This window comes from Brevibacillus aydinogluensis (assembly GCF_961514395.1).
In the GTDB taxonomy this organism is placed as follows: Bacteria; Bacillota; Bacilli; order Brevibacillales; family Brevibacillaceae; genus Brevibacillus; species Brevibacillus aydinogluensis.
In genome coordinates, this window is the sequence record NZ_OY569118.1 from 3,930,825 (window position 1) to 3,952,500 (window position 21,676).

The window sequence follows — 21,676 nt, forward strand, 5'->3', positions numbered from 1 at the left end:
ATGTGGTCGTAGCGGTTTGATCCTCCCACAAACAGGGGGGCACATTACCTGTACCCCCTCACAACTGCACCATTAGTCTTCGATCACGATACCCATGGAACGAGCCGTACCTTCGATCATGCGCATAGCCGCTTCCACGGATGCAGCATTCAGGTCAGGGCGTTTCAGTTCCGCGATCTCGCGTACTTTGTCACGCTTCAGGGTAGCGACCTTGGTTTTGTTCGGTACGCCGGAACCGGACTCGATGCCAGCAGCTTTTTTCAGCAGAACAGCAGCCGGCGGAGTCTTCGTGATGAAGGTGAAGGAACGGTCTTCATAAACGGTAATTTCTACCGGAATGATCATTCCTGCTTCGCTCTCAGTGCGAGCGTTGAATTCTTTACAGAATCCCATGATGTTCACACCAGCTTGGCCGAGAGCCGGACCTACCGGAGGTGCAGGGTTTGCTTTACCTGCCGGGATTTGTAACTTAATTACGCGGATAACCTTCTTAGCCACGTAAGACACCTCCTTACTTCACATGTGGTAAATGCGGGGGCATGCCCCCTCCCACCGTTTTGCTGAAAGCCTATTATGTAGACTTTCCATCTATAGTGAGAGTGCAAGAAACCCCAGAGTTTCGGCGGGATTGCAAATACGGCGCAGCCGTTTTGCTGCCCTTTGGGGGCACATCATCTTTTTTAAAAATCGCTACAACGATTTTTAAAACAAAATGAAATGTACCACATCACGCGATACTTTTCAAGATCATTCCTAATCCAATTTTTGAACTTGCGTAAAGTCCAATTCCACCGGTGTTTCACGTCCGAAGATATCCACCAGCACACGGACCTTCTGTCTGTCTGGGTGAATCTCGATGATTTCTCCCGTCCGGTTGGAGAACGGACCGTCCGTCACCCGCACCATGTCGCGGAGAGCGAAGTCGACTTTGACCTTGGGAATCTCGATCCCCATCTGACGAAGGATCGCATCCGCCTCTTCAGGACGCAGCGGAGTCGGTTTGGAACCGGCGCCCGTGGAACCGACAAAGCCGGTAACCCCAGGGGTGTTGCGCACGACATACCACGAGTCGTCCGTCATCACCATTTCAACAAGGACGTATCCGGGAAACACTTTTTTCGTGACGGTGCGTTTTTTGCCGTCCTTCGTCTCCACCTCTTCCTCGGTGGGGACGAGAACGCGGAAGATCTTGTCTTCCATGCCCATCGACTCGACGCGTTTCTCCAGATTGGTCTTTACCTTGTTTTCATAACCTGAGTACGTATGAACGACATACCATGCTTTTTCCATATCCACAAGGACGTTTCCGTCCGTCCCTCCTAGGCTTGCAAAATTACTTTCCTAAAATCAAATCGATCACGCGCGAGATACCCAAGTCGATGACGAAGAAGAACAGCGCAAGCAGCGTCACCGTTACAAGAACGACGATCGTGTAGCTGGTCAGTTCTTTCCGGTTGGGCCAGCGGACCTTCTTCAGTTCGGACATGACATCGCCGAAAAATTCGCCTGTCCGGCGAAATCCGGCTCCGATTCGTGCTAGGAAACCCACAGTGCCACCCCCAGACTTCGTCGCTTCCATGCGTTACTTCGTCTCGCGATGAAGGGTATGCTTCTTGTCACGGGAGCAGTATTTTTTCAGTTCCACACGCTCGGTAGTGGTGCGCTTGTTTTTCGTGGAGATATAGTTACGCTCACCACACTCGGTGCACGCCAACGTGATGTTTACTCGCATTTATTGCCACCTCCATCTCATTTCAAACCTTGCTGTTGATAGAAAGGGAACAAAATAGTACGGGAAAACCGCTACTTTTCCTGACCATTTGTGAGAATGCAGCCATTAAACACGAGAAAAAAGCGTCTATGGCTACCTAAACAAATTTATCACACCCGTCTACCCATGTCAACAAAACGGCTTGACAAGCGGAAAGTATTTTGTTCCAGAATAAAAAAAGAGATTCTCTGTATCACAGATGAATCTCTCGTCCTTCCAGATACCGTTCCAGTTTGCGCTTCACCCGCTGCAGGGCGTTGTCGATCGACTTGACGTGACGCTTCAACTCCACGGCGATCTGCTGGTACGAACGTCCGTCCAGATACAGCATCAACACCTGCCGTTCCAGGTCGCTCAGGATTTCGCTCATTTTTCCCTCGATGTCGTCAAATTCCTCACGGTTGATGAACAGCTCTTCCGGATCGGTCACCTTGGTGCCGCAGATGACGTCCAGCAGGGTGCGGTCGGAATCTTCATCGTAGATGGGCTTGTCCAGCGAGACGTAGGAGTTGAGCGGAATATGCTTTTGGCGGGTAGCCGTTTTGATGGCGGTAATGATCTGGCGGGTAATGCACAGTTCGGCAAACGCCTTGAACGATGTGAGCTTGTCCCCTCGGAAATCACGAATCGATTTGTACAGGCCGATCATGCCTTCCTGCACAATATCTTCGCGGTCGGCCCCAATAAGAAAATAGGAACGCGCTTTGGCCCGCACGAAATTCTTGTACTTGTTGATCAAGTACTCCAAGGCCTCGGCATCATTTTCGCGAACCAGGTCGACTATCTCTTCGTCAGACATCATCTCATATTGGGAATGTTTCAACTCCTTGAGGTCAACACTCACGAATGATCCCTCCGCCAACCGGTTTCTCACAGATACGGCTATTATACATGCGGCGTAAAAAAGCGTCAACCGAATCCAAGTTATTCCCTTCTCCATTTTTCGAATATTTTCGCTATTTCCCGATCCAGGGAAATACGGGTGGAGAACCGCTCTTCATGCGTTTTTTCCACCTGCTGCTTGATCTCCTTCCCGACACTTTCCAGGTCCAGCAGAAGTTCCCTCGCCGACTTTCGCAGCGCCCCCTGGCCGAAAATGACACGCTGTGATGTGTAGTCGGACGTCGCTACATAAATTTGTCGATTTTTTTCGTAATATTCCATGACCAACTGTTCAATTTTTTCGTCGGCCGTCTCTTTCTGCTTGGTAAAATAGATGTCCACCCGGTAGTCCTGCATCTGCCGGCCGGCACCAGGCACGTTGTAGGCGTCAAACACAATGATCACCTTGATCCCGGTAAAGCTCTGGTACTCGGCCAGCTTGGAGATAAGCAGGTCGCGCGCTTCGTCCATGCGGTCCTGGTCCTTGAGCGCGCGCAGTTCGGGCCAGGCCCCGATGATGTTGTAACCGTCCACAATCAGCAGTTGTTTGGCTTTCTTTTTCGCCATCTTACTTCACCCGTGCCGGCAGCGGACTCCTGGCGCGGTAGACTTCGTACATCAGCAGGGCGGCAGCGACAGAGGCGTTGAGCGAGGTGACGTTTCCCGCCATGGGCAGACGGTAGAGAAAATCACAGTTCTCCCTGACCAGGCGGCTCATGCCTTTGCCCTCACTGCCAATGACCACGGCCAGGGGCATGGTGTAATCGCCCTCGCGGAAGTCCTGCTTGGCACTCGCATCCGTTCCGGCAATCCAGACGCCCCGCTGTTTCAGCTCTTCCATGGTCCGAACCATGTTGGTCACCCGGGCGACGGGCACGTAGTTGATGGCCCCCGCAGACGCTTTGGCCACAGTCGCCGTCAGCCCGACGGAACGCCGCTTGGGAATGATGATGCCGTGTGCCCCGACCGCATCGGCCGTCCGCATGATCGAGCCCAGGTTGTGCGGGTCCTCCAGCTCGTCCAGCAGGAGCAAAAACGGCGGTTCGTTTCGCTCCTCCGCCCGCCGCAGAATGTCCTCCACCTCGACGTAGTCGTAAGCAGCCACCGACGCGATCACGCCCTGATGGTTGTCGGTGCCGCTGAGCTGATCCAGTTTTTTGCGATTGGCCGTGGTGACGACGACACCCTGCTCTCTGGCCAGGGAGAAAATCGGCCCCATCAGGTTTTTGTTCGTCCCTTCGGCGATCCAGATCTTGTTGATGGCGCGCCCCGACCGCAGCGCTTCAATGACCGGGTTTTTCCCGACAATCCACTCTTCACTCATGTTCAGATGCTCCTTCCACAATCGCAAAGGCCTGCTGTACGAGTTCAGCGACCCGCTCTTCTCTTCCGCACAGGTACAGGTACCCGATCAGGGCTTCAAACGCAGTAGCATGCCGGTAGTCAATGATATCGGCGTTTTTCGCGCTGGAACCGGACTTGGCGTTGCGTCCGCGCCTCACCACTGCCTGTTCTTCCTCCGACAGGGACGGCAGCAGGGCGTGCAGGATGGCTGCCTGCGCCCTGGCCGACACGTACCGGTTGGCCGCCTTGTGGAGCTGGTGCGGCTTCACCAGCCCCTTGGCGATCAAATGGTAGCGGACGCAGTGGGCGTAGGTGGCGTCGCCCAAAAAGGCCAGTACCAGCGGGTTTAACATGTTGGGGTCTCGGGACAGTTCTTCTTTCTGCATCGTGTCACCGGCCCTTTACTTGCGGCGCCAACGAACGCCCTGCGGGGTGTCTTCCAGAATGATTCCCTTTGCAGCCAGCAGGTCGCGAATCTCGTCCGCGCGGGCAAAATTGCGTGATTTGCGCGCTTCCGTCCGCTCAGCGATGAGCGCCTCCACTTCGCTGTCCAGGAGTTCCTGCTCCTGCTCCAGCTTCAGTCCCAGCACACCGGTCAGCTCCAGCAGCAGGTCGCGATATGCCGCAATCTCCTGCTGACCGACGTTTTGGTTGCGCATGTACAGGTTGGCTTCCTTCACCACGTCAAACAGCACGGTAATGGCGTTGGCCGTGTTCAGATCGTCGTCCATCTCGGTGATAAACCGCTCCCGCAGGTTGCTGATGATCCGGGCCTGCTCCTCAGCCTGGCCGTTGGGCTCCTCCGGGCGTGCTGTCTCCAGCCGGTGCAGCAGGTTGGCGTAGGCGGTCTTGATCCGCTCCAAACCGTTGGCCGCCTGTTCCAGCAAATCGTCGCTGAAATTGATCGGGTTGCGGTAGTGGCCCAGCAGCATGAAAAAGCGGATCAACTGCCCGCCGTATCGCTCGATCAGTTCCCGCGCCAGAAGGAAATTGCCGAGAGACTTGGACATCTTTTCGTTGTTGATGTTCAGCATGCCGTTGTGCAGCCAGTAGCGGGCAAATACTTTGCCGGTGTAGCATTCCGACTGGGCAATTTCGTTTTCGTGATGGGGAAACACCAGGTCGGACCCGCCGGCGTGAATGTCGATCTGTTCGCCGAGGAATTTGAGCGCCATCGCGGAGCACTCGATGTGCCAGCCCGGACGCCCTTGACCCCACGGACTTTCCCAGCTGATCTCACCCCGCTTGGCCGCTTTCCACAGCGCGAAGTCCAGCGGGTTTTCCTTCTTCTCGTTTACTTCCACGCGGGCACCCGCCTGCAAATCGTCCAGCGGCTGGTGGGAGAGCTTGCCGTATTCGCTGAAGCGGCCGGTGCGGAAATAGACGTCCCCTTCGCTCTCATACGCATAGCCTTTCTCGATCAGTCCCTCGATAAAACGGATGATTTCGGGAATCGTCTGCATCACGCGCGGCTGAATGTCGGGCGGCAGCACGTTGAGAGCGCGCAGGTCTTCGTTGTAGGCCGCCATGTAACGGTCGGCCACTTCCTTGACAGTCGTGCCCTCCTCGTTGGCGACGCGGATCAGCTTGTCGTCCACATCCGTAATGTTCTGCACAAACGTGACCTGGTATCCGCGGTACTGCAAATACCGGCGCAGGGTATCAAATACGATAGCCGGGCGGGCGTTGCCGATGTGAATGTAGTTGTACACGGTCGGTCCGCATACGTACATCTTCACCTTGCCCGGCTCAAGCGGAACGAACGGTTCCTTTCGCCGGGTCAGGGTATTAGTAAACTGTATGCTCATTGCTTTTCGCTTCCTCCCTTAATGCGTTCACTTCGTTGCGAAGCTGCTCGATTTCCCGCTGCATTTGCCGAATCGTGTCAGCCAGCGGGTCGGGCAGATTGACATGATCCAGGTCGTACGAGACGCGCTTGCCGTCCTGAATGACGATGCGAGCCTTGATTCCAACCACGGTGGAGTTGGGCGGCACCTCCTGCAGCACGACGGCTCCCGCCCCGATTTTGGAGTTGTCGCCGATCTTGAACGATCCGAGCACTTTTGCGCCGGTGGCGATAATCACATTGTTGCCAACGGTGGGATGGCGCTTGCCTTTTTCCTTGCCCGTGCCGCCCAGCGTCACACCCTGGTAGATGGTGACGTTGTCGCCGATTTCACAGGTCTCGCCAATGACAACGCCCATCCCGTGGTCGATGAACAGCCGTCTGCCGATCTTCGCTCCCGGGTGAATCTCGATGCCGGTCATAAACCGGACAAACTGGGAAACGATCCGGGCCAGCGTACACCATCCGGCCTTCCACAGTTTGTGCGCAATCCGGTGACCCCAGATGGCGTGCAGTCCGGAGTAGGTCAAGACCACCTCCAACGTGCTGCGGGCCGCCGGGTCCCGCTCGAATACCGCTTGAATGTCGTCTCGCATCTGTCTGAACATAGGATGACACCTCCTGCCAGATTGCTTTCGTTGGAAGTTGGAAAAAGAAAAACCGCCCCGGCCGCCTTCGCGTACGAAGGAGGCAGAGACGGTGTTAACCGCGGTTCCACTCTGCTTAGACCGTCCCGGAAACGGCGCCTAGTGGCCGTGCTGACGATCTCGCTCATCTCCCGGTAACGGCGGGGTACCGTCTGCCCTACTTTCGCGCCCATAAGGACGAGGGTTCAGGTCACTGCTCCCAGGTGCATTTCCAAACAGCGCACGCCGGATGGCTCCCACCTGCCCATCCTCTCTGGAGACGTGGAGGCTGCTGTACTTCTCCTGTTCCTCGCATTTGTCTTTCCTTATATATTTATAATTTCATCATTCACCGTGCGTCAGGACGCGTTTGACGCGTTCCAGCACCTTGTCTTTGCCCAACAGGTAGAGCGTCACAGCCAGATCGCGCCCGTGTGCCTGACCGGTAGACGCCACGCGTACCGGCATGAACAGGGCCTTGCCTTTGTGGCCCGTTTCTTTTTGCACCTCTTTCAGCACTGCTTTGATCGTATCCGTATTATATTCGTTCAGTGCCGACAGGTGTTTGACAAACGATTCCAGCACCTCAGGCAATTGCGGTTCCTTCAATACCGCCTTCGCTTCTTCATCGTACACCACTTCGTCGAGGAAGAAAAGCGCCGCCAGCGGCACGATCTGCGCACAGTAGGACATCTGCTCCTGGTAGAGAGCGACGATCTCGCGCACCCATGCCCGCTTCTCTTCGGACAGCGTCTCCTCGATAAACCCTGCCTTTTGCAGGTGCGGAATGCACATGTCGGTGATGAGATCAAGCGGCTGCCGCTTCAGGTAGTAGTTGTTCATCCAGTTCATCTTGGCCGTGTCGAAAACCGCCGGCGACTTGCTGACGCGGTCCAGGGAGAACAGCTTGATGATGTCCTCCATGGCGAAGATCTCTTCCTCCCCGCCCGGCGACCATCCGAGCAGCACCATGAAGTTGACGATCGCTTCCGGCAAAAAGCCCAGTTCACGGTACTGTTCGATAAACTGGATAATGCTCTCGTCGCGCTTCGACATCTTTTTGCCTTCCTGGTTGAGAATCAGCGCCAGGTGCGCGAACTGCGGCGGCTCCCAGCCCAACGCTTCGTAAATCATCAACTGGCGCGGAGTGTTGGACAAGTGCTCCTCGCCGCGGATGACGTGGCTGATCTCCATCAAATGGTCGTCGATCACGACCGCAAAGTTGTAAGTGGGAATGCCGTCCGGTCGACAGATGACGAAATCGCCCATCTCTTTGGTTTCAAACGTCACCTGTCCGCGAATCAGGTCGTTGACGACGTACACCTTGTCGTCCGGAACCTTGAAGTGAACAGACGGAACGCGGCCTTCCCGCTCGTACTGCTCCCGCTGTTCCGGCGTTACGTTGCGGTGTTTTTCCGAGATCCGCGGAGTCTCGCCGCGGGCAATCTGCTCTTCCCGCTCCGCGTCCAGTTCTTCCTTGGTCGCGTAGCAGTAGTACGCCTTGCCCTCGGCCAGCAGTTGATCGATGTATTTGCGGTAGATGTCCAGGCGGTCCATCTGCCGGTACGGCCCGTACGGCCCGCCGATGTCGGCACCTTCATCCCACTGGATGCCGAGCCATTTGAGATTTTTCATCTGTTCTTCGTCAGCGTTTTCCACGTTGCGTGTTTGGTCGGTATCCTCGATGCGGACGATGAACTCGCCCCCCATATGCTTGGCAAACAAATAGTTGAACAGCGCCGTGCGCGCGCCGCCGATATGTAGATGCCCCGTCGGACTGGGAGCGTATCGCGTACGGATTTTTTCGCCATGAGAAGCACCATCCTATTCCTTGAAGGTGTAAAAAAGGCGGAAACAGGGCTGGACTGCGTTGCCCATGTTTCCGGGTCTGCATCACTGACTTTTTCGTTTCTAAGCTCTTATCTTACACCTCTGCCCGCTGCTTGACAAGCAAGCAGACGGCCTGGGCAGCAATTCCCTCTCCGCGGCCGGTAAAGCCCAGCTTTTCGGTGGTGGTTGCCTTTACATTTACCTGGGACAGCTCGTCCGCTTCCAGCACGCGGGCAATGATTTCCCGCATCTGTGGAATATACGGCGCCATTTTCGGCGCCTGGGCGATAATGGTGGCGTCCACGTTGCCCAGGCGGTATCCCCGCTCTTTAACCAGCTTCCAGACGTGTTCCATCAGTTTGACGCTGTCCGCGTCCTTGAACGCCGGATCGTAATCGGGAAAATGGCGGCCGATGTCCCCTTCGCCGATCGCCCCGAGCAGAGCGTCGGTGATCGCGTGCAGCAGCACATCGGCGTCAGAGTGGCCCAACAGCCCTTTTTCGTAGGGAATGGTCACACCACCGATAATGCAGGGGCGTCCTTCCACCAGTTGATGCACGTCAAATCCCTGTCCAATTCTCATCGCTGCTCTCCCTTTCTTCTGCGCAAAATCTCCTCGCCCAGCCACAAATCGTCCGGCGTGGTGATCTTGATGTTTTCATAACTCCCCATCATGACAGTGACGGGATGACCCAGCCACTCCACCAGCATGGCGTCGTCCGTTCCCGTTTTGCCCGCTCCAAGTGCCGCCTGATGCGCCTCCCGCAACAAGGAAACACGAAAAGCTTGTGGGGTTTGCACCGCCCACAAGCTCTCGCGTGCCGGGGTCGATTGGACTGTGCCGTTCGCCCCGATCACTTTAATGGTATCCTTCACAGGAACAGCCATGATCGTCGCCTGCTCCCGCTGGACCCGCCGAATCAACTCGCTGATCTGTTCCCTGGTCACGAAAGGACGGGCGGCATCGTGCACGAGTACATACGAGCAGTCTGGGGAAAGGGCGGCCAACCCGCTGCGCACGCTGTCCTGCCGTTCGGCACCGCCCAGCGCGACGGTCAGCTTCAACTTCTCCCGTCGGAGCCAGGCGAGCACATCGGCGTGGTCGCGCTCGCTGACCACCAGAACCACTTCGCCGATCTCCGGGTGATTGGCAAACAGGCGAACGGTGTGGGCCAAAATCGGCTCGCCGCCCAATGGCAGCCACACTTTGTTGCGCTCTGCTCCCATTCGCTTGCCGGAACCAGCTGCGACTATCACGACTCCCGTGTTCACGTCCCCATTCCTCTCCAGTCTCTACAATGCTTTTTCCAACAGCTTGGGCTTGGCGAAGATCATTCGCCCCGCCGAGGTTTGCAGCACGCTGGTGACCAGCACGTCAACGTCATTGCCGATGTAGTCGCGTCCTCCTTCGACGACGATCATCGTGCCGTCGTCCAGGTACGCCACCCCTTGGCCATGCTCCTTGCCGTCCTTGATCACCTGGACGGTCAGCTCTTCGCCGGGGAGAACCACCGGTTTGACCGCATTGGCCAGATCGTTGATGTTCAGCACCGACACGCCCTGCAGTTCGCACACCTTGTTCAGGTTGAAATCGTTGGTGACGACTTTGCCGTTCATCACCTTCGCCAGCTTGATCAGCTTGCTGTCCACTTCGGAGACCTCTTCAAAGTCTCCTTCGTAGATCTGCACCTTGACCTTCATTTCTTTCTGAATCTTGTTCAGGATATCCAGTCCGCGGCGGCCGCGGTTGCGCTTTAACACGTCAGACGAGTCAGCAATGTGCTGCAGTTCTTCCAGCACGAAACCGGGAATCACCAGCACACCTTCCAAAAAACCCGTCCGGCAGATGTCGGCAATCCGCCCGTCGATAATCACGCTGGTGTCCAAAATCTTGTACTCCACGTTGGATGGTGCACCATTGTTTTCCTTTTTGCCTTTATCCCTGCGCCCGATGGAAAAGACGGACATGATCTCGTCACGCTTCCGGAAGCCCACCTGGAAGCCCAGGTATCCGAGCAGACACGACACCATCAGCGGCAGCAGATCACCTATTACCGGAATCGGGATGTTGCTGATGGGAAGGAATAATAAAAAGGCAACAATTAGACCAATAATCAACCCCATCGCACCAAACATGACATCCACAATCGGCAGCTTGATCAGCGTCTCTTCCCCCCAGCGGACGATGCGCAGCGTGTAATCGACCAGCCAGTTGGCGAGGAAGAAGAATATCACGGCGCCTAAAACGGCTCCGATATAACTCTTGTAATGCACGTCACCAAAATTGAGCAGCGTATCCAGCAAATCAAACAGGTCGGGACCAAATTTGTAACCCAGGCCGCCCCCGACCAGCACAAAAAAAGTTTTTCCCAATCGGCGAACCATGCCTTCACCTCCTCTTATTAATATAGACAGAAGTCCGCAGGAAAAACCCTGCTTCCTCAACATGGCTCACACATTTCATGTCTTCACTTATCCCCCACTATATCAAAGATAAAATCGCAGTGTCAAATAGCCAAAAATTTTAACATACATGTTAAATTTCCGTCAATGGAGAACGCCCGTTTTCCTCCGTTCCCAATTTGACAGGGGACAGATTCCCTTCTTATAATGACAGTAGCAAATTGAATGAAAAATTCTGACGATATCAACAGCCTGAAGCAGAGGTGACCCATATGGACCATCGAAACGTGGACGACTTTCAAACGCAGGTCTCGGAGCTGCTGCTCAGACACCGCAGCGTGCTGGACGTCATGTCCAAAATTCAGGAAACAGCGGCCCGCATCAACCGTTCACTGACCAAAGCCATCACCGAATGCGGCTGTGTCGAAGTGGTTGCCAGGAAGCAGTCTTATGATCCCGGTAAAAGTTTGCAGGAAAACAAATCGCTCTTGGACACTCATTTTACCGGCCCCTTGTGCGAGCATTGCCGCGACGTGCTGACGGCAGAGCTTGGCAAAAACCTCTTCTACCTCACCGCGCTTTGCAACATTACCGACATCAGGCTGGAAGACGTCATCCGGCAGGAGTCGGAGCGTCTCAATACCCTCGGGGTATTCAATCTGTCATAGACTCCCAATTTGTATTACGATTGTACGCAAAGAAAAGTTGCAACTTCAACAAAAAAACCCGCTTTTGCGAGCGGGTTTTTTTCGGCAGTCTTACCGAAAATTCGACAAGACAAGCTGGACGGTCTGCATCCAAACAAACCGGGATGCGTCCGCGAGGCGTTATTCAAATGGCAGCGACTCTTCTTCGTTTTCCTTTTTCTTACGCAGTTTTTTCACCAACAGGTCAACGTTTTTTTTTATTCCGTACAGGGCGTAAATGGCAAGCGGCAGGAAGACGATTTTGGGAAACTGCTGCGGATACTTGATCGCCACGACCACGACAATCGCCACAATGATCGGCGTGATCCAATACGCGGATTTCGGAATGCCCACCTTTTTGAAGTTTGGATACTTGATGGTGGACACCATCAAAAAGGCCAGCAGCAGCATGCCAGCTGCCAGCATCGCCACGTTGAACACCTGGTGGTACAGGGCCAGCGTCGCCAGCACCCCGCCCGCAGCCGTGATTGGCAGACCGACGAAGTAGCCGGGCACGCCTGCCTGGACGTTGAAGCGCGCCAGCCTGAGTGCCCCGCAAATCGGGAAGATGGCCGTCACGATAATGCCGAACAGGTGCAAATCCTGCAATGCTACCACATACATGATAAACGCCGGGGCTACCCCGAACGTAATGACGTCGGAAAGGGAATCCAGCTCCTTGCCAAACTCGCTCTGCACGTTCAGCATGCGGGCCACCCGTCCATCCAATCCGTCCATCAGCATCCCGACGATGACGGTAATCGCCGCGTATTCCACGTACTGGTCGCCCTGAAACGCGAGAATGATGGCGACGATTCCCAAAAACAAGTTACTTATGGTTAGCATGTTCGGCAACGATTTCACGAACATAGACTACCTCCTGGTTTGGTTCGCAAAGGAGACACGAAACGTCTGTCCATTGCCGGCAAGTCCCCTTGGCAAAGTTCAATGCAATCATGCCTGCCTGTATCCTATTCTACCTTAAATATGCCTGTCAATGAACACCTGCTCCTGGATCCGCTTTAACCCATCCTTGATCGCCCGCGCCCTCACTTCGCCGATGCCGTCCACCTCGTCCAGCTCCTCAATGGTGGCCATCATGATCCGCGGCAGATTGTGAAAATGATCCACCAGGTTTGTGATGATCGTCATCGGCAGGCGGGGAATCTTGTTGAGAATGCGGTACCCGCGCGGCGACACCGACTCCTCCAGCATGCTGGTGCTGCTGGGATAGCCAAGGATTCGCAAAAATGAACTGATTTCCAACATTTCATCGCCGCTTAATTTCTTCATGTCCCTGAGCGCTTGTTCCGGTGACAGGTTGGGATCGCGGCAGTAATCGCGAACAAGCATGCGGGCTTCCTCTTCGATATTGGCGACCAGCTCATCCACCTGCATGCTGACAAGCCGCCCTTCCGTCCCCAATTCATAAATATACTTGGTAATTTCCGCCTTGATGCGTAAAACCATCTCGATCCGCTGCAAAACAGAGGTGACTTCGTGCAGCGTCACCAATTCTTCAAACTCCATTGCGCCCAGGTTGGTCAGCGACTGATCCAGTACGGCCTTGTACTTTTCCAGCGTGGAAAGGGCCTGATTTGCCTTGGCCAAAATTACGCTGATCTCGTTCAAGACGTAGCGGAAATGGCCTTGATACAGCGTGATCACGTTACGCCGTTGGGAGATGGCGATGACCAGGTGATTCGTCTGAATGGCCGTCCGCTGCGCCGTACGATGCCGCGTTCCCGTCTCGCTCGAAGGGATGGAGGCGGGGGGAATCAACTGGGCGTTGGCGAACAAAATTCGCTTGGCGTCTTCACTAACTATGATCGCCCCATCCATCTTGGCCAATTCATACAAATGAGCGGGCGTGAAGTCACTATTAATGGAAAAGCCCCCGTCCACGATGCCTTTCATCTCCGGACCGTATCCGACGACGATCAGGCCGCCCGTTTTCGCACGCAGCACGTTTTCCAGCCCCTCGCGAAGCGGCGTGCCGGGAGCGACGAGGCGCAATACATCGCTGAACTGCGGTTCTCTTTTATTTGTCTCGAACATAGGTTGCCTTTACCCCCTTAGCACCTCGTCCAAAGCATCGGCTATGTTGCTGATGCCGATTACGTCTATGCCGGTCGGGACTTCCAAGCCGCGGATGTTCTTTTCCGGAATGATCACCCGCTTGAACCCCAGCTTGTGGGCTTCCCTGACCCGCTGTTCGATCCGGGAAACGCCGCGCACTTCGCCCGTCAGCCCCACTTCACCGATGACGACGTCATGTGGATTGGTCGGCTGATCGCGGAAGCTGCTGGCGATGCTGACGGCAATCGCCAAATCGACGGCCGGCTCATCCAGCCGCACGCCGCCAGCCACGTTGACGTACGCATCCTGGTTTTGCAGCATCAGTCCCATGCGCTTTTCCAGCACAGCCATGATCATGGCCACGCGCTGATGATCCACCCCGGTCGCCATCCGGCGGGGTGTTACAAAGCTGGTGGGGGCCACCAGCGCCTGCAGTTCCACCAGCACCGGCCGCGTCCCTTCCATGCTGGCCACCACCGTGGAACCAGCGACGCCGATGGGCCGTTCCGCGAGAAAGATTTCCGACGGATTGCTCACTTCTGCCAAGCCACGATCTTTCATCTCAAAAATCCCGATCTCATTGGTGGAGCCAAAGCGGTTTTTCACCGCCCGCAAGATGCGGAAGGTGTTGTGCCGCTCCCCTTCAAAGTAAAGCACGGCATCCACCATGTGCTCCAGCATGCGGGGGCCGGCGATGGAACCTTCCTTGGTCACGTGGCCGACGATGAAGGTGGCGATGCCCTTGCCCTTGGCAATGCGCATCAGCTGGGCAGTCGCCTCCCGCACCTGCGCCACGCTGCCCGCCGCAGACTGAACGGCGGGGTGAAACACGGTTTGTATCGAGTCAATAATTAACACATGCGGATCTATATGATTAATATGCTGTTCGATCAGTTCCAAGTCGTTTTCCGCCAACACGTACATGGGCGGAGTATTCATCCCGAGGCGGTCGGCCCGCAGCTTGATCTGCTTCGCCGACTCCTCGCCGGAGACGTACAGTACTTTTAACCCCTGATGGGCGAGCGCAAACGACGTCTGCAGCAGCAGGGTTGATTTGCCAATCCCGGGATCCCCGCCGACAAGAATCAGCGACCCGGGAACAAGTCCGCCGCCCAATACGCGGTTCAATTCGCCGAGCCTCGTATCCATCCGCGGTTCTTCCTCGCTCGCCACCTGCGTCAGCGGCATGGCTTCCGTACGCTGCCTGCCAACCGTCAGCTCGTACCGGTGAGACGATTTGACCGCCACTTCTTCGACCATCGTGTTCCACTTGTTGCAACCCGGACATTTGCCCATCCATTTGGGCGATTCATAGCCACATTCTTGACACGCGTATTTCGTTTTATACTTTGACATAACCGTACCTCATCTGGGAATTCTCCTATACATGTTTATCATACATGGGCGCACAAAAAAAGAATACCTCCTGTTTTGGAGGCATTCTTTCCTTATTGAATTACGACGTGGTCTTTTCCAACCGCTTCACGACCAGTTTGTCGTCTTCTGCGTCGATGGTGACCGTGTCGCCTTTGTGGATGGTGCCCTTCAGCAGTTCTTCGGACAATTTGTCCTCGATGTGACGCTGGATGGCGCGGCGGAGCGGGCGGGCTCCGTACGCCGGATCGAAGCCCTCTTTGGCCAGCACTTTCTTGGCCGCATCGGTCAGTTGGAAATCGATCTCTTGTTCTCTCAGGCGCTTGCGCAGTTCTTCCGTCATCAGGGTGACGATCTGCTCGATGTGCTCCTGCTCCAGCGAGTGGAAGACGATCACTTCGTCGATCCGGTTCAGGAATTCCGGACGGAAGCTTCTCTTCAACTCGTCCATCACTTTGTCTTTCATGTCCTGATACTTTTTCTCGGTATCGCCGGTGGTGAAGCCGAGCGTCGTGTTTTTCTTGATCATGTTGGCGCCCACGTTGGAAGTCATGATCACCACCGTGTTGCGGAAGTCCACCGTGCGCCCCTTGGAGTCGGTCAGACGGCCGTCATCCAGCACTTGCAGCAGGATGTTGAAGACATCCGGGTGCGCTTTTTCGATCTCATCCAGCAGGATGACCGAGTACGGTCTGCGACGCACTTTTTCGGTGAGCTGGCCGCCTTCGTCGTAGCCGATGTATCCCGGAGGCGCGCCGACAAGACGGGCGGTCGAATGCTTCTCCATGTACTCGGACATGTCGATGCGGATCATCGCGTCTTCGTCGCCGAACAGGGCTTCCGCCACCGCGCGAGCCAATTCCGTTTTCCCGACACCGGTCGGGCCAAGGAAAATAAACGAACCGATCGGCCGTTTCGGGTCCTTCAGACCGGCGCGGGCGCGGCGGATCGCACGGGAGATGGACTTGACCGCTTCGTCCTGGCCGATGACGCGGTCGTGCAAAATCTCCTCCATCTTCAGCAGGCGCTCCGTCTCTTCTTCCTTCAATTTGACCACGGGGATGCCGGTCCAGTTGGCCACCACATGAGCGATGTCCTCCGGCGTCACTTCCATGTTCAGCTTGCCCTGACGCTCTTTCCAATCTTTTTTCGTCTTCTCCAGCTCTTCGCGCAGCTTCTGCTCCTGGTCGCGCAGCGCAGCCGCTTCTTCAAACTCCTGGGATTGGACAGCTGCATCCTTTTCCTTGCGCACCTCTTCCAGGCGGCTTTCCAGCTCTTTCAGATTCGGCGGCACGGTAAAGGATTGCAGACGCACTTTGGACGCCGCCTCGTCGATCAGGTCGATCGCCTTGTCCGGCAGGAAGCGGTCGGTAATGTAGCGGTCAGACAGCTTCACCGCCTGTTCGATCGCCTCGTCCGTGATCTTGACGCGGTGGTGCGCTTCGTAGCGGTCGCGCAGCCCGTGCAGGATCTTGATCGCATCCTCCACGGTCGGTTCATCCACTTGAATCGGTTGGAAACGGCGCTCCAGGGCCGCGTCTTTTTCGATGTATTTGCGGTATTCGTCCAGCGTGGTCGCACCGACGCACTGCAGTTCACCGCGGGCCAACGCCGGCTTGAGGATGTTGGACGCGTCAATCGCGCCTTCTGCACCGCCTGCCCCGATCAGGGTGTGCAGCTCGTCGATGAACAGGATGATGTTGCCCGCCTGGCGGATTTCATCCATGATCTTTTTCAACCGGTCTTCAAATTCACCGCGGTACTTGGTACCCGCCACCACGGTGCCCATGTCCAGGGTCATGACGCGCTTGTCGCGCAGCGTCTCGGGAATTTCGTTGTTCACAATCTTTTGCGCCAGGCCTTCGGCGATCGCCGTTTTCCCAACGCCGGGCTCCCCGATCAGCACGGGGTTGTTCTTCGTCCGTCGGCTGAGCACCTGGATCACGCGCTCAATCTCCTTCTGCCGGCCGATCACCGGGTCCAGGCCGCCTTCGCGGGCAATCGCCGTCAAGTCGCGGGCCAGGCTGTCCAAGGTTGGCGTGTTGGCCGACGGATTGCCGCCGGACGCCTGATGGGCGTTCATCATTTCAGAGCTGCCCAAAAGCTGCAGCACTTGCTGACGGGCTTTGTTCAGGCTGACGCCCAGGTTGTTCATGATCCGCGCGGCGATCCCCTCCCCTTCACGGATCAGACCGAGCAGGATGTGCTCCGTACCGACGTAGGTGTGACCCAGCTTGCGTGCTTCGTCCATGGACAGTTCAATGACCTTTTTGGCACGGGGGGTGTAGTTGGGCGTGTAGTTGCCTCCGTTTTGTTCCGTGCCGCGGCCGATCAGCGACTCCACTTCGCTTTGAATCTTGTCGAGACCAAGTCCCAGCGATTGCAATGCCTTGGCGGCGATGCCTTCGCCTTCCCTGATCAGCCCGAGAAGCACGTGCTCTGTGCCGATGTCCTTGTGACCCAGGCGGACGGCTTCCTCCAACGCCAGCGCCAACACTTTTTGAGCTCGTTCGGTAAAACGTCCAAACATCATATCGCGTACACCTCCAACCAGTATGTTCTCTCTATGGGAAAAGCCAATTTGTAATGCTGTTGCTCAACTGCCTGTGTTCTCAGTGGGCGGAGAGGCGCTCCCGAATCAGCCGGGCCCGCCGTTCGTCCCGTTGTTCCGGCGTCAGTTTCTGCCCGGCGCGATGCTGCAGGAACCCGGGCTGCGTCGTCACCAGCAGCTCATTCAACAACTGGTGCGACACGTTTTTGATCAGGCCCAGATCAAGGCCCAGTCGAACGTCGGAGAGGCGCTGTGACGCTTCCTTTGATTCCATCGTTCGCGCGTACCGCAAAATACCGTAGGAACGGTAGATACGATCCTCCAGGTCGACGCGGGAGTGCTCCATCAGATAGCGGCGGGCAACGCGCTCCTGTTCGATAATTTGCCGGGCGACACTGTACAAGTTGGACAAGATGTCCGCTTCCGACATCCCCAGCGTCACCTGGTTGGACAGCTGGAACAGGTTGCCCAGCGCTTCACTGCCTTCGCCGTAGATGCCCCGGACGACCAGTCCTACCTGATTGATCGCCTGCAAAATGCGATTGATCTGCTGGGTCATCACCAGGGCTGGCAGATGCAGCATGACCGAGGCGCGGATGCCGGTGCCGACGTTGGTCGGACAGCTCGTCAGATACCCCCGCTTCTCGTCAAACGCGTACGTCAGCTGCGTTTCAAACACGTCGTCAATCTTGGTGCCGACCTCCCATGCTTCATTCAACTGAAAGCCGGGCAGCAGCACCTGAATGCGGATGTGGTCCTCCTCGTTTACCATGATGCTGACGGATTCATCCTCGCTGAGCAGGACAGCCCCTTTGCGGGATTCTTCGGCAAGGTGGGGACTGATCAGGTGTTTTTCTACCAGCACGCGTTTCTCCAGCGGGCTCAGCTGGTCCATCTGGAGCAGCTGCACCGGGTATCGGCTTTTCATCGCTTCGCTTCTGCTCACCTCCGCCACTTTCCTCACGACCTCTTCCGCCTGGGAATCGGTGGCGAGCAGCGGGAACGGATGCTGCCGCAGGTTGCGGGCAATGCGCAGCCGCGTGCTGATGACGATGTCGGAATCGGGTCCCTCCCCTTTCATCCAGTTGCTCCACGGGTTTTGCATGAACTTCTGTTGGGACATATCCGCCTCACCTCCCCCTGCTTACGATTGCGCGATTTTTTGTTCCAGCGCCCGGATGCGGTCGCGAATTTCGGCCGCCTTTTCAAACTCTTCGCTGGCGATGTAGTGCTGCAGCGTGCTTTTTAGCTGTTCCAGCTCTTTGCGCAGCTTGAGTTGACCGCCAGTTCGCTCCGGCACTTTCCCTATATGCTGGGTATTGCCGTGAATCCGGCGAAAGAGCGGATCCAACCGGTCGCCCAAAAACGTGTAGCAGTCGCTGCAACCGAACCGGCCGCTTTTGCTGAATTGGGCGTAGGTGAGCCCGCAGGTTTCGCAGCGCAGCGGCTTCTGTACCGGTTCCTGCGATTTTTTGGTCATTGGATCAAAGTGCAACAGCCCCGAAAGGAGATTGTTGATGCTGAAGTTGTGAAAACCGGCAAAGACATCCCCTTTTTCCTGAGCACAGTGCTCACAGATATGATATTCCGTTTTTTTGCCGTTGACGATTTTGGTCAGATGCAGCGTCGCCGGTCGTTTCCCGCATTCTTCACAGTTCATCAGATCGTCCCTCCTAACCGGTCCGGGTTGGCTTGGTGAAAGTCCCTACCGCAGCAAAATGGCAGCTATCATCTGTTTTAATATGTTGGCCCGCAGTCGGTCGCGGATTTCCGCCTCCACCGTCAGCACATTGCGCGAGGTGGCGATTTTCATCAAAGCCGCTTCCCGGTTGTTGATCAACCCTTCCTCCAGCAAGCGGTCAACAATCGCATGACCCACTCCCTGAGAGATGCTCTCGCCAATCAGCTCCTCGGTCAACAGCTCCTGCAACCGGGCTTTGCTGACGATCTTCACTTTACGGATGCGGATGTAGCCGCCCCCGCCGCGCTTGCTCTCGACGATGTATCCTTTTTCGACCGTAAAGCGGGTGTTGATGACGTAATTGATCTGTGACGGCACACACTGAAATAGGTCGGCAAGCTCGCTGCGCTGTATCTCGACGGAGCCGTTCGGACTCTCTTGAATGATGCGCTTTAGATGCTGCTCAATAATGTCCGAGATGTTCCGCAAGTCGTCGCCTCCTGTTCCACTGTGTTTGATCTGTTTGATCTTGACTTTGACTATCTTTGACTTTGATTATAATGGCTTTATGGCACGGATGCAAGAGGGGAATACAGTTTCTAGTGTAGGCAAAATGGCTGTCGTTGAAACCAAAACAAAAGCCATCCCCAAACGGAAGGTTTAGGGATGGTTTCAGACTGAAGACAAACCGTTCATTGGATAAACGTCCATAAGAAAATGATTTCCAGGCCGGAAGGCCTGCCCATTCATCAACCGAAGCAAAAGACAATGTCCGTCGCATGGCAGGATGGGCCAAGCGAGCTCCTTTGACGACCCACTCAGCGGAAAAACGAAGACGCGGGGATCAACAGGGGACACAAGTCTCACTTCCGCGAAACACCCAGATGTTTGTCCCCTGCCCGCGTCTCGTTTTGGAGCGGACTTTATCCGCTTCTGCGCTGGGCGTCAAGCGAGCGAGCGGGCCCGATCTCCCATGCGCCGCGAACTTTGTCTACACGCTGAAACCATCCCCAAACGGAATGTTTAGGGATGGTTGCTGTTAACTGTTGTCGCGGCCGGCAGGTGATCCGGCAGCTGCGAGAATGCGGTAATGATCACATCGGCTCCGTCCAGTTCCCCCTGTTTGGCAAAACCGAAGTCGCAGCCCACGGTAAACAGGCCGTTCGCTTTGCCCGCTTCCACATCGGAATGCCGGTCTCCTACCATGACGGCCTGTTTCACATCGTAATCACGCAGCAGTTTGGCCACGAGATCCCGTTTCGAACGCGTGTGAAAGCGGCCCGCGGAGTACAGGTCGGTAAACAGCGGCGTCAGCCCGTAATGATCGCAGATGGCTTCAATGTATTGTTCCTGCCCGTTGCTGGCGACAAACAGGGCCACGTTCTCGGCATGCAGCTTCGTAAGCACTTCGCGGACACCCGGGTAGAGATCGGTGACGTTCTGCCGCAGCAGGGCCAGTTCGTTTTCCAAAAGCAGCCGATCGGCCATCTGTTTGGTATCTTCGCTGACCCCCGGCAGCAATTTTGCCCAGAGTTGCTCAATCGTCATGCCCAAGACATTGACCAATTCCCGCTCACCAGGGGTGGGGCCGTCCCACAGACCTTTTTCGCGAAGCTGTTCAAACGTCCGCTGAAACGCTGGTGTCGACAGCTTCTCCGTCTGCAACAAGGTTCCGTCCATGTCAAACAAAACAGCGTACGGTATGCTCATGGCTCCCTCCATTGTTCCTGTCAGGTTACTCTGTCTCTTTGTCTTCCCCAAACAGGGTTGTCATGTCGTTGTGAATGAAATCAGCGATGCGTTCTGCAGCATCCGGTTTGGCTATTTTTTGTGCCATTCTTTTCATGTATTCTACCTTCGTCGGATTGTGCAGCAATTCCTCGATAAAATAAATCAACTGCTCGGACACATTGGCGTGAACGGCACAGCCGTTGTTGAGCAAAAAGTGGCTGTTTCGTTCCTCCTGGCCCGGCAGGGGGTTGTAAATAATCATCGGCACCTGTTTGCTCATTACTTCCGCCGTCGTCAGTCCCCCGGATTTGGTGACGATCAGATCGGCGATTTCCAGGTACTCGTGAAAGTTATTGATAAACCGCAGCGGCATCACCTCGTGTCGGTAGGTGCGTGCGGATACCTTGCGATACAGCTTGTCGTTGGTACCGGTGAGGATAAAGGTCTTCAGCGGCAGGTTGATCGCTTCCAGTCCGTCCAGAACCTGTTCCATGGAACCGAGTCCCAGACCGCCTCCGGAGAGGACGACGCAGCGCGTCCCAGGCGCAATCTGCAGCTTCTGCCGGATGAGCTCCTTGTCCAACGGTTGGCGGAACTTGCGCATGATCGGAATCCCCAGCGGGATGAACTTCCGATGATCGTGCCGGTAGATATCCACCAAATAGTACAACTGTTCATGCGCGATAAAGTAATAATTGATGTGATGATTGATCCATGACGGGTGTATGGTATAGTCGGTAATGATCGTGTAGATGGGCTCTCGCCAGCCATTTCTCCCTTTCAAAACGGACAGCATACAGCTTGCGAACGGGTGTGTGGCGATAAACGCATCAGGCTGTACGCTGTTGATCAACTTTTTCAGCTTGTTGGCG

24 protein-coding genes and 1 other annotated feature (1 of these 25 running past the window's edge) are annotated in these 21,676 nt (G+C 55.7%); of the genes, 1 reads left to right on the plus strand and 23 read right to left on the minus strand.

Annotated elements, in window-relative coordinates; translation table 11 throughout:
* Positions 1–72 precede the first annotated feature (72 nt).
* From rplK to Q7F15_RS19640, 14 genes are all read right to left on the minus strand, one after another.
* The gene (rplK, locus tag Q7F15_RS19575; RefSeq protein WP_029101084.1) at positions 73–498 is read right to left on the minus strand and encodes a 50S ribosomal protein L11; all 426 of its coding nucleotides are present in this window, start codon (positions 496–498) and stop codon (positions 73–75) included.
* 255 nt (positions 499–753) lie between these two features.
* Positions 754–1,290: a transcription termination/antitermination protein NusG gene (gene nusG / locus Q7F15_RS19580; RefSeq protein ID WP_029101085.1), complete on the minus strand. Its 537-nt coding sequence runs from the start codon at positions 1,288–1,290 to the stop codon at positions 754–756.
* Between the two features lie 43 nt (positions 1,291–1,333).
* On the minus strand, positions 1,334–1,549 hold the full coding sequence (gene secE / locus Q7F15_RS19585; RefSeq protein WP_029101086.1) for a preprotein translocase subunit SecE: 216 nt from the start codon (positions 1,547–1,549) through the stop codon (positions 1,334–1,336).
* A 33-nt stretch (positions 1,550–1,582) separates the two neighbouring features.
* A complete protein-coding gene (gene rpmG / locus Q7F15_RS19590; protein WP_029101087.1) occupies positions 1,583–1,732 on the minus strand; it encodes a 50S ribosomal protein L33 in 150 nt (49 codons plus the stop codon).
* Between the two features lie 232 nt (positions 1,733–1,964).
* A complete protein-coding gene (gene sigH, locus Q7F15_RS19595; RefSeq protein WP_171567149.1) occupies positions 1,965–2,615 on the minus strand; it encodes an RNA polymerase sporulation sigma factor SigH in 651 nt (216 codons plus the stop codon).
* Between the two features lie 80 nt (positions 2,616–2,695).
* Positions 2,696–3,220 carry an NYN domain-containing protein gene (locus tag Q7F15_RS19600; RefSeq protein ID WP_171567148.1) on the minus strand — a complete coding sequence of 175 codons (525 nt, stop codon included), beginning with the start codon at positions 3,218–3,220 and terminating at the stop codon, positions 2,696–2,698.
* Between the two features lies 1 nt (position 3,221).
* A complete protein-coding gene (gene rlmB, locus Q7F15_RS19605; RefSeq protein WP_171567147.1) occupies positions 3,222–3,977 on the minus strand; it encodes a 23S rRNA (guanosine(2251)-2'-O)-methyltransferase RlmB in 756 nt (251 codons plus the stop codon).
* The gene (locus Q7F15_RS19610) at positions 3,970–4,383 is read right to left on the minus strand and encodes a Mini-ribonuclease 3 (protein ID WP_171567146.1); all 414 of its coding nucleotides are present in this window, start codon (positions 4,381–4,383) and stop codon (positions 3,970–3,972) included. Before Q7F15_RS19610 ends, rlmB begins: the two co-directional genes overlap by 8 nt.
* Before the next feature lie 15 nt (positions 4,384–4,398).
* Positions 4,399–5,805 (minus strand): cysteine--tRNA ligase, encoded by a 1,407-nt coding sequence (cysS, locus tag Q7F15_RS19615; protein WP_304414819.1) that lies wholly within the window; start codon positions 5,803–5,805, stop codon positions 4,399–4,401.
* On the minus strand, positions 5,786–6,451 hold the full coding sequence (gene cysE, locus Q7F15_RS19620) for a serine O-acetyltransferase (protein ID WP_171567144.1): 666 nt from the start codon (positions 6,449–6,451) through the stop codon (positions 5,786–5,788). Before cysE ends, cysS begins: the two co-directional genes overlap by 20 nt.
* Before the next feature lie 81 nt (positions 6,452–6,532).
* Positions 6,533–6,789: a binding site (T-box leader), on the minus strand.
* Between the two features lie 25 nt (positions 6,790–6,814).
* On the minus strand, positions 6,815–8,269 hold the full coding sequence (gltX, locus tag Q7F15_RS19625) for a glutamate--tRNA ligase (RefSeq protein WP_304415545.1): 1,455 nt from the start codon (positions 8,267–8,269) through the stop codon (positions 6,815–6,817).
* 124 nt (positions 8,270–8,393) lie between these two features.
* Positions 8,394–8,882 (minus strand): 2-C-methyl-D-erythritol 2,4-cyclodiphosphate synthase, encoded by a 489-nt coding sequence (gene ispF / locus Q7F15_RS19630; RefSeq protein ID WP_171567142.1) that lies wholly within the window; start codon positions 8,880–8,882, stop codon positions 8,394–8,396.
* Positions 8,879–9,571, minus strand: a complete 693-nt coding sequence (ispD, locus tag Q7F15_RS19635; protein WP_171567141.1) for a 2-C-methyl-D-erythritol 4-phosphate cytidylyltransferase — start codon at positions 9,569–9,571, stop codon at positions 8,879–8,881. Before ispD ends, ispF begins: the two co-directional genes overlap by 4 nt.
* A 21-nt stretch (positions 9,572–9,592) precedes the next feature.
* Positions 9,593–10,684: a PIN/TRAM domain-containing protein gene (locus Q7F15_RS19640; RefSeq protein ID WP_171567140.1), complete on the minus strand. Its 1,092-nt coding sequence runs from the start codon at positions 10,682–10,684 to the stop codon at positions 9,593–9,595.
* 290 nt (positions 10,685–10,974) lie between these two features.
* On the opposite strand from Q7F15_RS19640, the gene Q7F15_RS19645 reads away from it, so the two are divergent.
* The gene (locus tag Q7F15_RS19645; protein ID WP_171567139.1) at positions 10,975–11,370 is read left to right on the plus strand and encodes a nucleoside triphosphate pyrophosphohydrolase family protein; all 396 of its coding nucleotides are present in this window, start codon (positions 10,975–10,977) and stop codon (positions 11,368–11,370) included.
* 159 nt (positions 11,371–11,529) lie between these two features.
* Here Q7F15_RS19645 and pssA read toward each other — a convergent pair whose 3' ends face one another.
* The 9 genes from pssA to Q7F15_RS19690 all read right to left on the minus strand — a co-directional run.
* Positions 11,530–12,258 (minus strand): CDP-diacylglycerol--serine O-phosphatidyltransferase, encoded by a 729-nt coding sequence (gene pssA, locus Q7F15_RS19650; RefSeq protein WP_171567138.1) that lies wholly within the window; start codon positions 12,256–12,258, stop codon positions 11,530–11,532.
* A 111-nt stretch (positions 12,259–12,369) separates the two neighbouring features.
* The gene (disA, locus tag Q7F15_RS19655; protein WP_171567137.1) at positions 12,370–13,446 is read right to left on the minus strand and encodes a DNA integrity scanning diadenylate cyclase DisA; all 1,077 of its coding nucleotides are present in this window, start codon (positions 13,444–13,446) and stop codon (positions 12,370–12,372) included.
* A 9-nt stretch (positions 13,447–13,455) separates the two neighbouring features.
* Positions 13,456–14,823 (minus strand): DNA repair protein RadA, encoded by a 1,368-nt coding sequence (radA, locus tag Q7F15_RS19660; protein ID WP_304414820.1) that lies wholly within the window; start codon positions 14,821–14,823, stop codon positions 13,456–13,458.
* 100 nt (positions 14,824–14,923) lie between these two features.
* Positions 14,924–17,374, minus strand: coding sequence for an ATP-dependent Clp protease ATP-binding subunit (locus tag Q7F15_RS19665; RefSeq protein WP_171567135.1), 2,451 nt, complete (start codon positions 17,372–17,374; stop codon positions 14,924–14,926).
* Positions 17,375–17,453: 79 nt separating this feature from the next.
* Positions 17,454–18,515 carry a protein-arginine kinase McsB gene (gene mcsB, locus Q7F15_RS19670; protein ID WP_171567134.1) on the minus strand — a complete coding sequence of 354 codons (1,062 nt, stop codon included), beginning with the start codon at positions 18,513–18,515 and terminating at the stop codon, positions 17,454–17,456.
* 21 nt (positions 18,516–18,536) lie between these two features.
* Entirely contained in the window at positions 18,537–19,052 is a 516-nt protein-coding gene (mcsA, locus tag Q7F15_RS19675; protein WP_171567133.1) for a protein-arginine kinase activator protein McsA, read from the minus strand.
* 45 nt (positions 19,053–19,097) lie between these two features.
* Positions 19,098–19,562, minus strand: a complete 465-nt coding sequence (locus Q7F15_RS19680; RefSeq protein ID WP_230077635.1) for a CtsR family transcriptional regulator — start codon at positions 19,560–19,562, stop codon at positions 19,098–19,100.
* Between the two features lie 534 nt (positions 19,563–20,096).
* The gene (locus Q7F15_RS19685; protein WP_171567131.1) at positions 20,097–20,783 is read right to left on the minus strand and encodes an HAD-IA family hydrolase; all 687 of its coding nucleotides are present in this window, start codon (positions 20,781–20,783) and stop codon (positions 20,097–20,099) included.
* A gap of 25 nt (positions 20,784–20,808) precedes the next feature.
* Positions 20,809–21,676: the 3' portion of an MGDG synthase family glycosyltransferase gene (locus Q7F15_RS19690; protein ID WP_171567130.1), read on the minus strand. Its footprint extends 263 nt past the window's final position; 868 of the gene's 1,131 nt are visible here — the last part of the coding sequence; its start codon lies beyond the right edge, outside the window — the gene reads right to left on this strand; the stop codon is at positions 20,809–20,811.

Excerpts from the sequence above, each read along its gene's own strand:
- nusG (WP_029101085.1), bottom strand. The coding sequence starts at position 1,290 with ATGGAAAAAGCATGGTATGTCGTTCATACGTACTCAGGTTATGAAAAC.
- rpmG (WP_029101087.1), bottom strand. The coding sequence starts at position 1,732 with ATGCGAGTAAACATCACGTTGGCGTGCACCGAGTGTGGTGAGCGTAAC.
- Q7F15_RS19600 (WP_171567148.1), bottom strand. The coding sequence starts at position 3,220 with ATGGCGAAAAAGAAAGCCAAACAACTGCTGATTGTGGACGGTTACAAC.
- rlmB (WP_171567147.1), bottom strand. The coding sequence starts at position 3,977 with ATGAGTGAAGAGTGGATTGTCGGGAAAAACCCGGTCATTGAAGCGCTG.
- Q7F15_RS19610 (WP_171567146.1), bottom strand. The coding sequence starts at position 4,383 with ATGCAGAAAGAAGAACTGTCCCGAGACCCCAACATGTTAAACCCGCTG.
- cysS (WP_304414819.1), bottom strand. The coding sequence starts at position 5,805 with ATGAGCATACAGTTTACTAATACCCTGACCCGGCGAAAGGAACCGTTC.
- cysE (WP_171567144.1), bottom strand. The coding sequence starts at position 6,451 with ATGTTCAGACAGATGCGAGACGACATTCAAGCGGTATTCGAGCGGGAC.
- ispF (WP_171567142.1), bottom strand. The coding sequence starts at position 8,882 with ATGAGAATTGGACAGGGATTTGACGTGCATCAACTGGTGGAAGGACGC.
- Q7F15_RS19640 (WP_171567140.1), bottom strand. The coding sequence starts at position 10,684 with ATGGTTCGCCGATTGGGAAAAACTTTTTTTGTGCTGGTCGGGGGCGGC.
- Q7F15_RS19645 (WP_171567139.1), top strand. The coding sequence starts at position 10,975 with ATGGACCATCGAAACGTGGACGACTTTCAAACGCAGGTCTCGGAGCTG.
- pssA (WP_171567138.1), bottom strand. The coding sequence starts at position 12,258 with ATGTTCGTGAAATCGTTGCCGAACATGCTAACCATAAGTAACTTGTTT.
- disA (WP_171567137.1), bottom strand. The coding sequence starts at position 13,446 with ATGTTCGAGACAAATAAAAGAGAACCGCAGTTCAGCGATGTATTGCGC.
- radA (WP_304414820.1), bottom strand. The coding sequence starts at position 14,823 with ATGTCAAAGTATAAAACGAAATACGCGTGTCAAGAATGTGGCTATGAA.
- Q7F15_RS19665 (WP_171567135.1), bottom strand. The coding sequence starts at position 17,374 with ATGATGTTTGGACGTTTTACCGAACGAGCTCAAAAAGTGTTGGCGCTG.
- mcsB (WP_171567134.1), bottom strand. The coding sequence starts at position 18,515 with ATGTCCCAACAGAAGTTCATGCAAAACCCGTGGAGCAACTGGATGAAA.
- mcsA (WP_171567133.1), bottom strand. The coding sequence starts at position 19,052 with ATGAACTGTGAAGAATGCGGGAAACGACCGGCGACGCTGCATCTGACC.
- Q7F15_RS19685 (WP_171567131.1), bottom strand. The coding sequence starts at position 20,783 with ATGAGCATACCGTACGCTGTTTTGTTTGACATGGACGGAACCTTGTTG.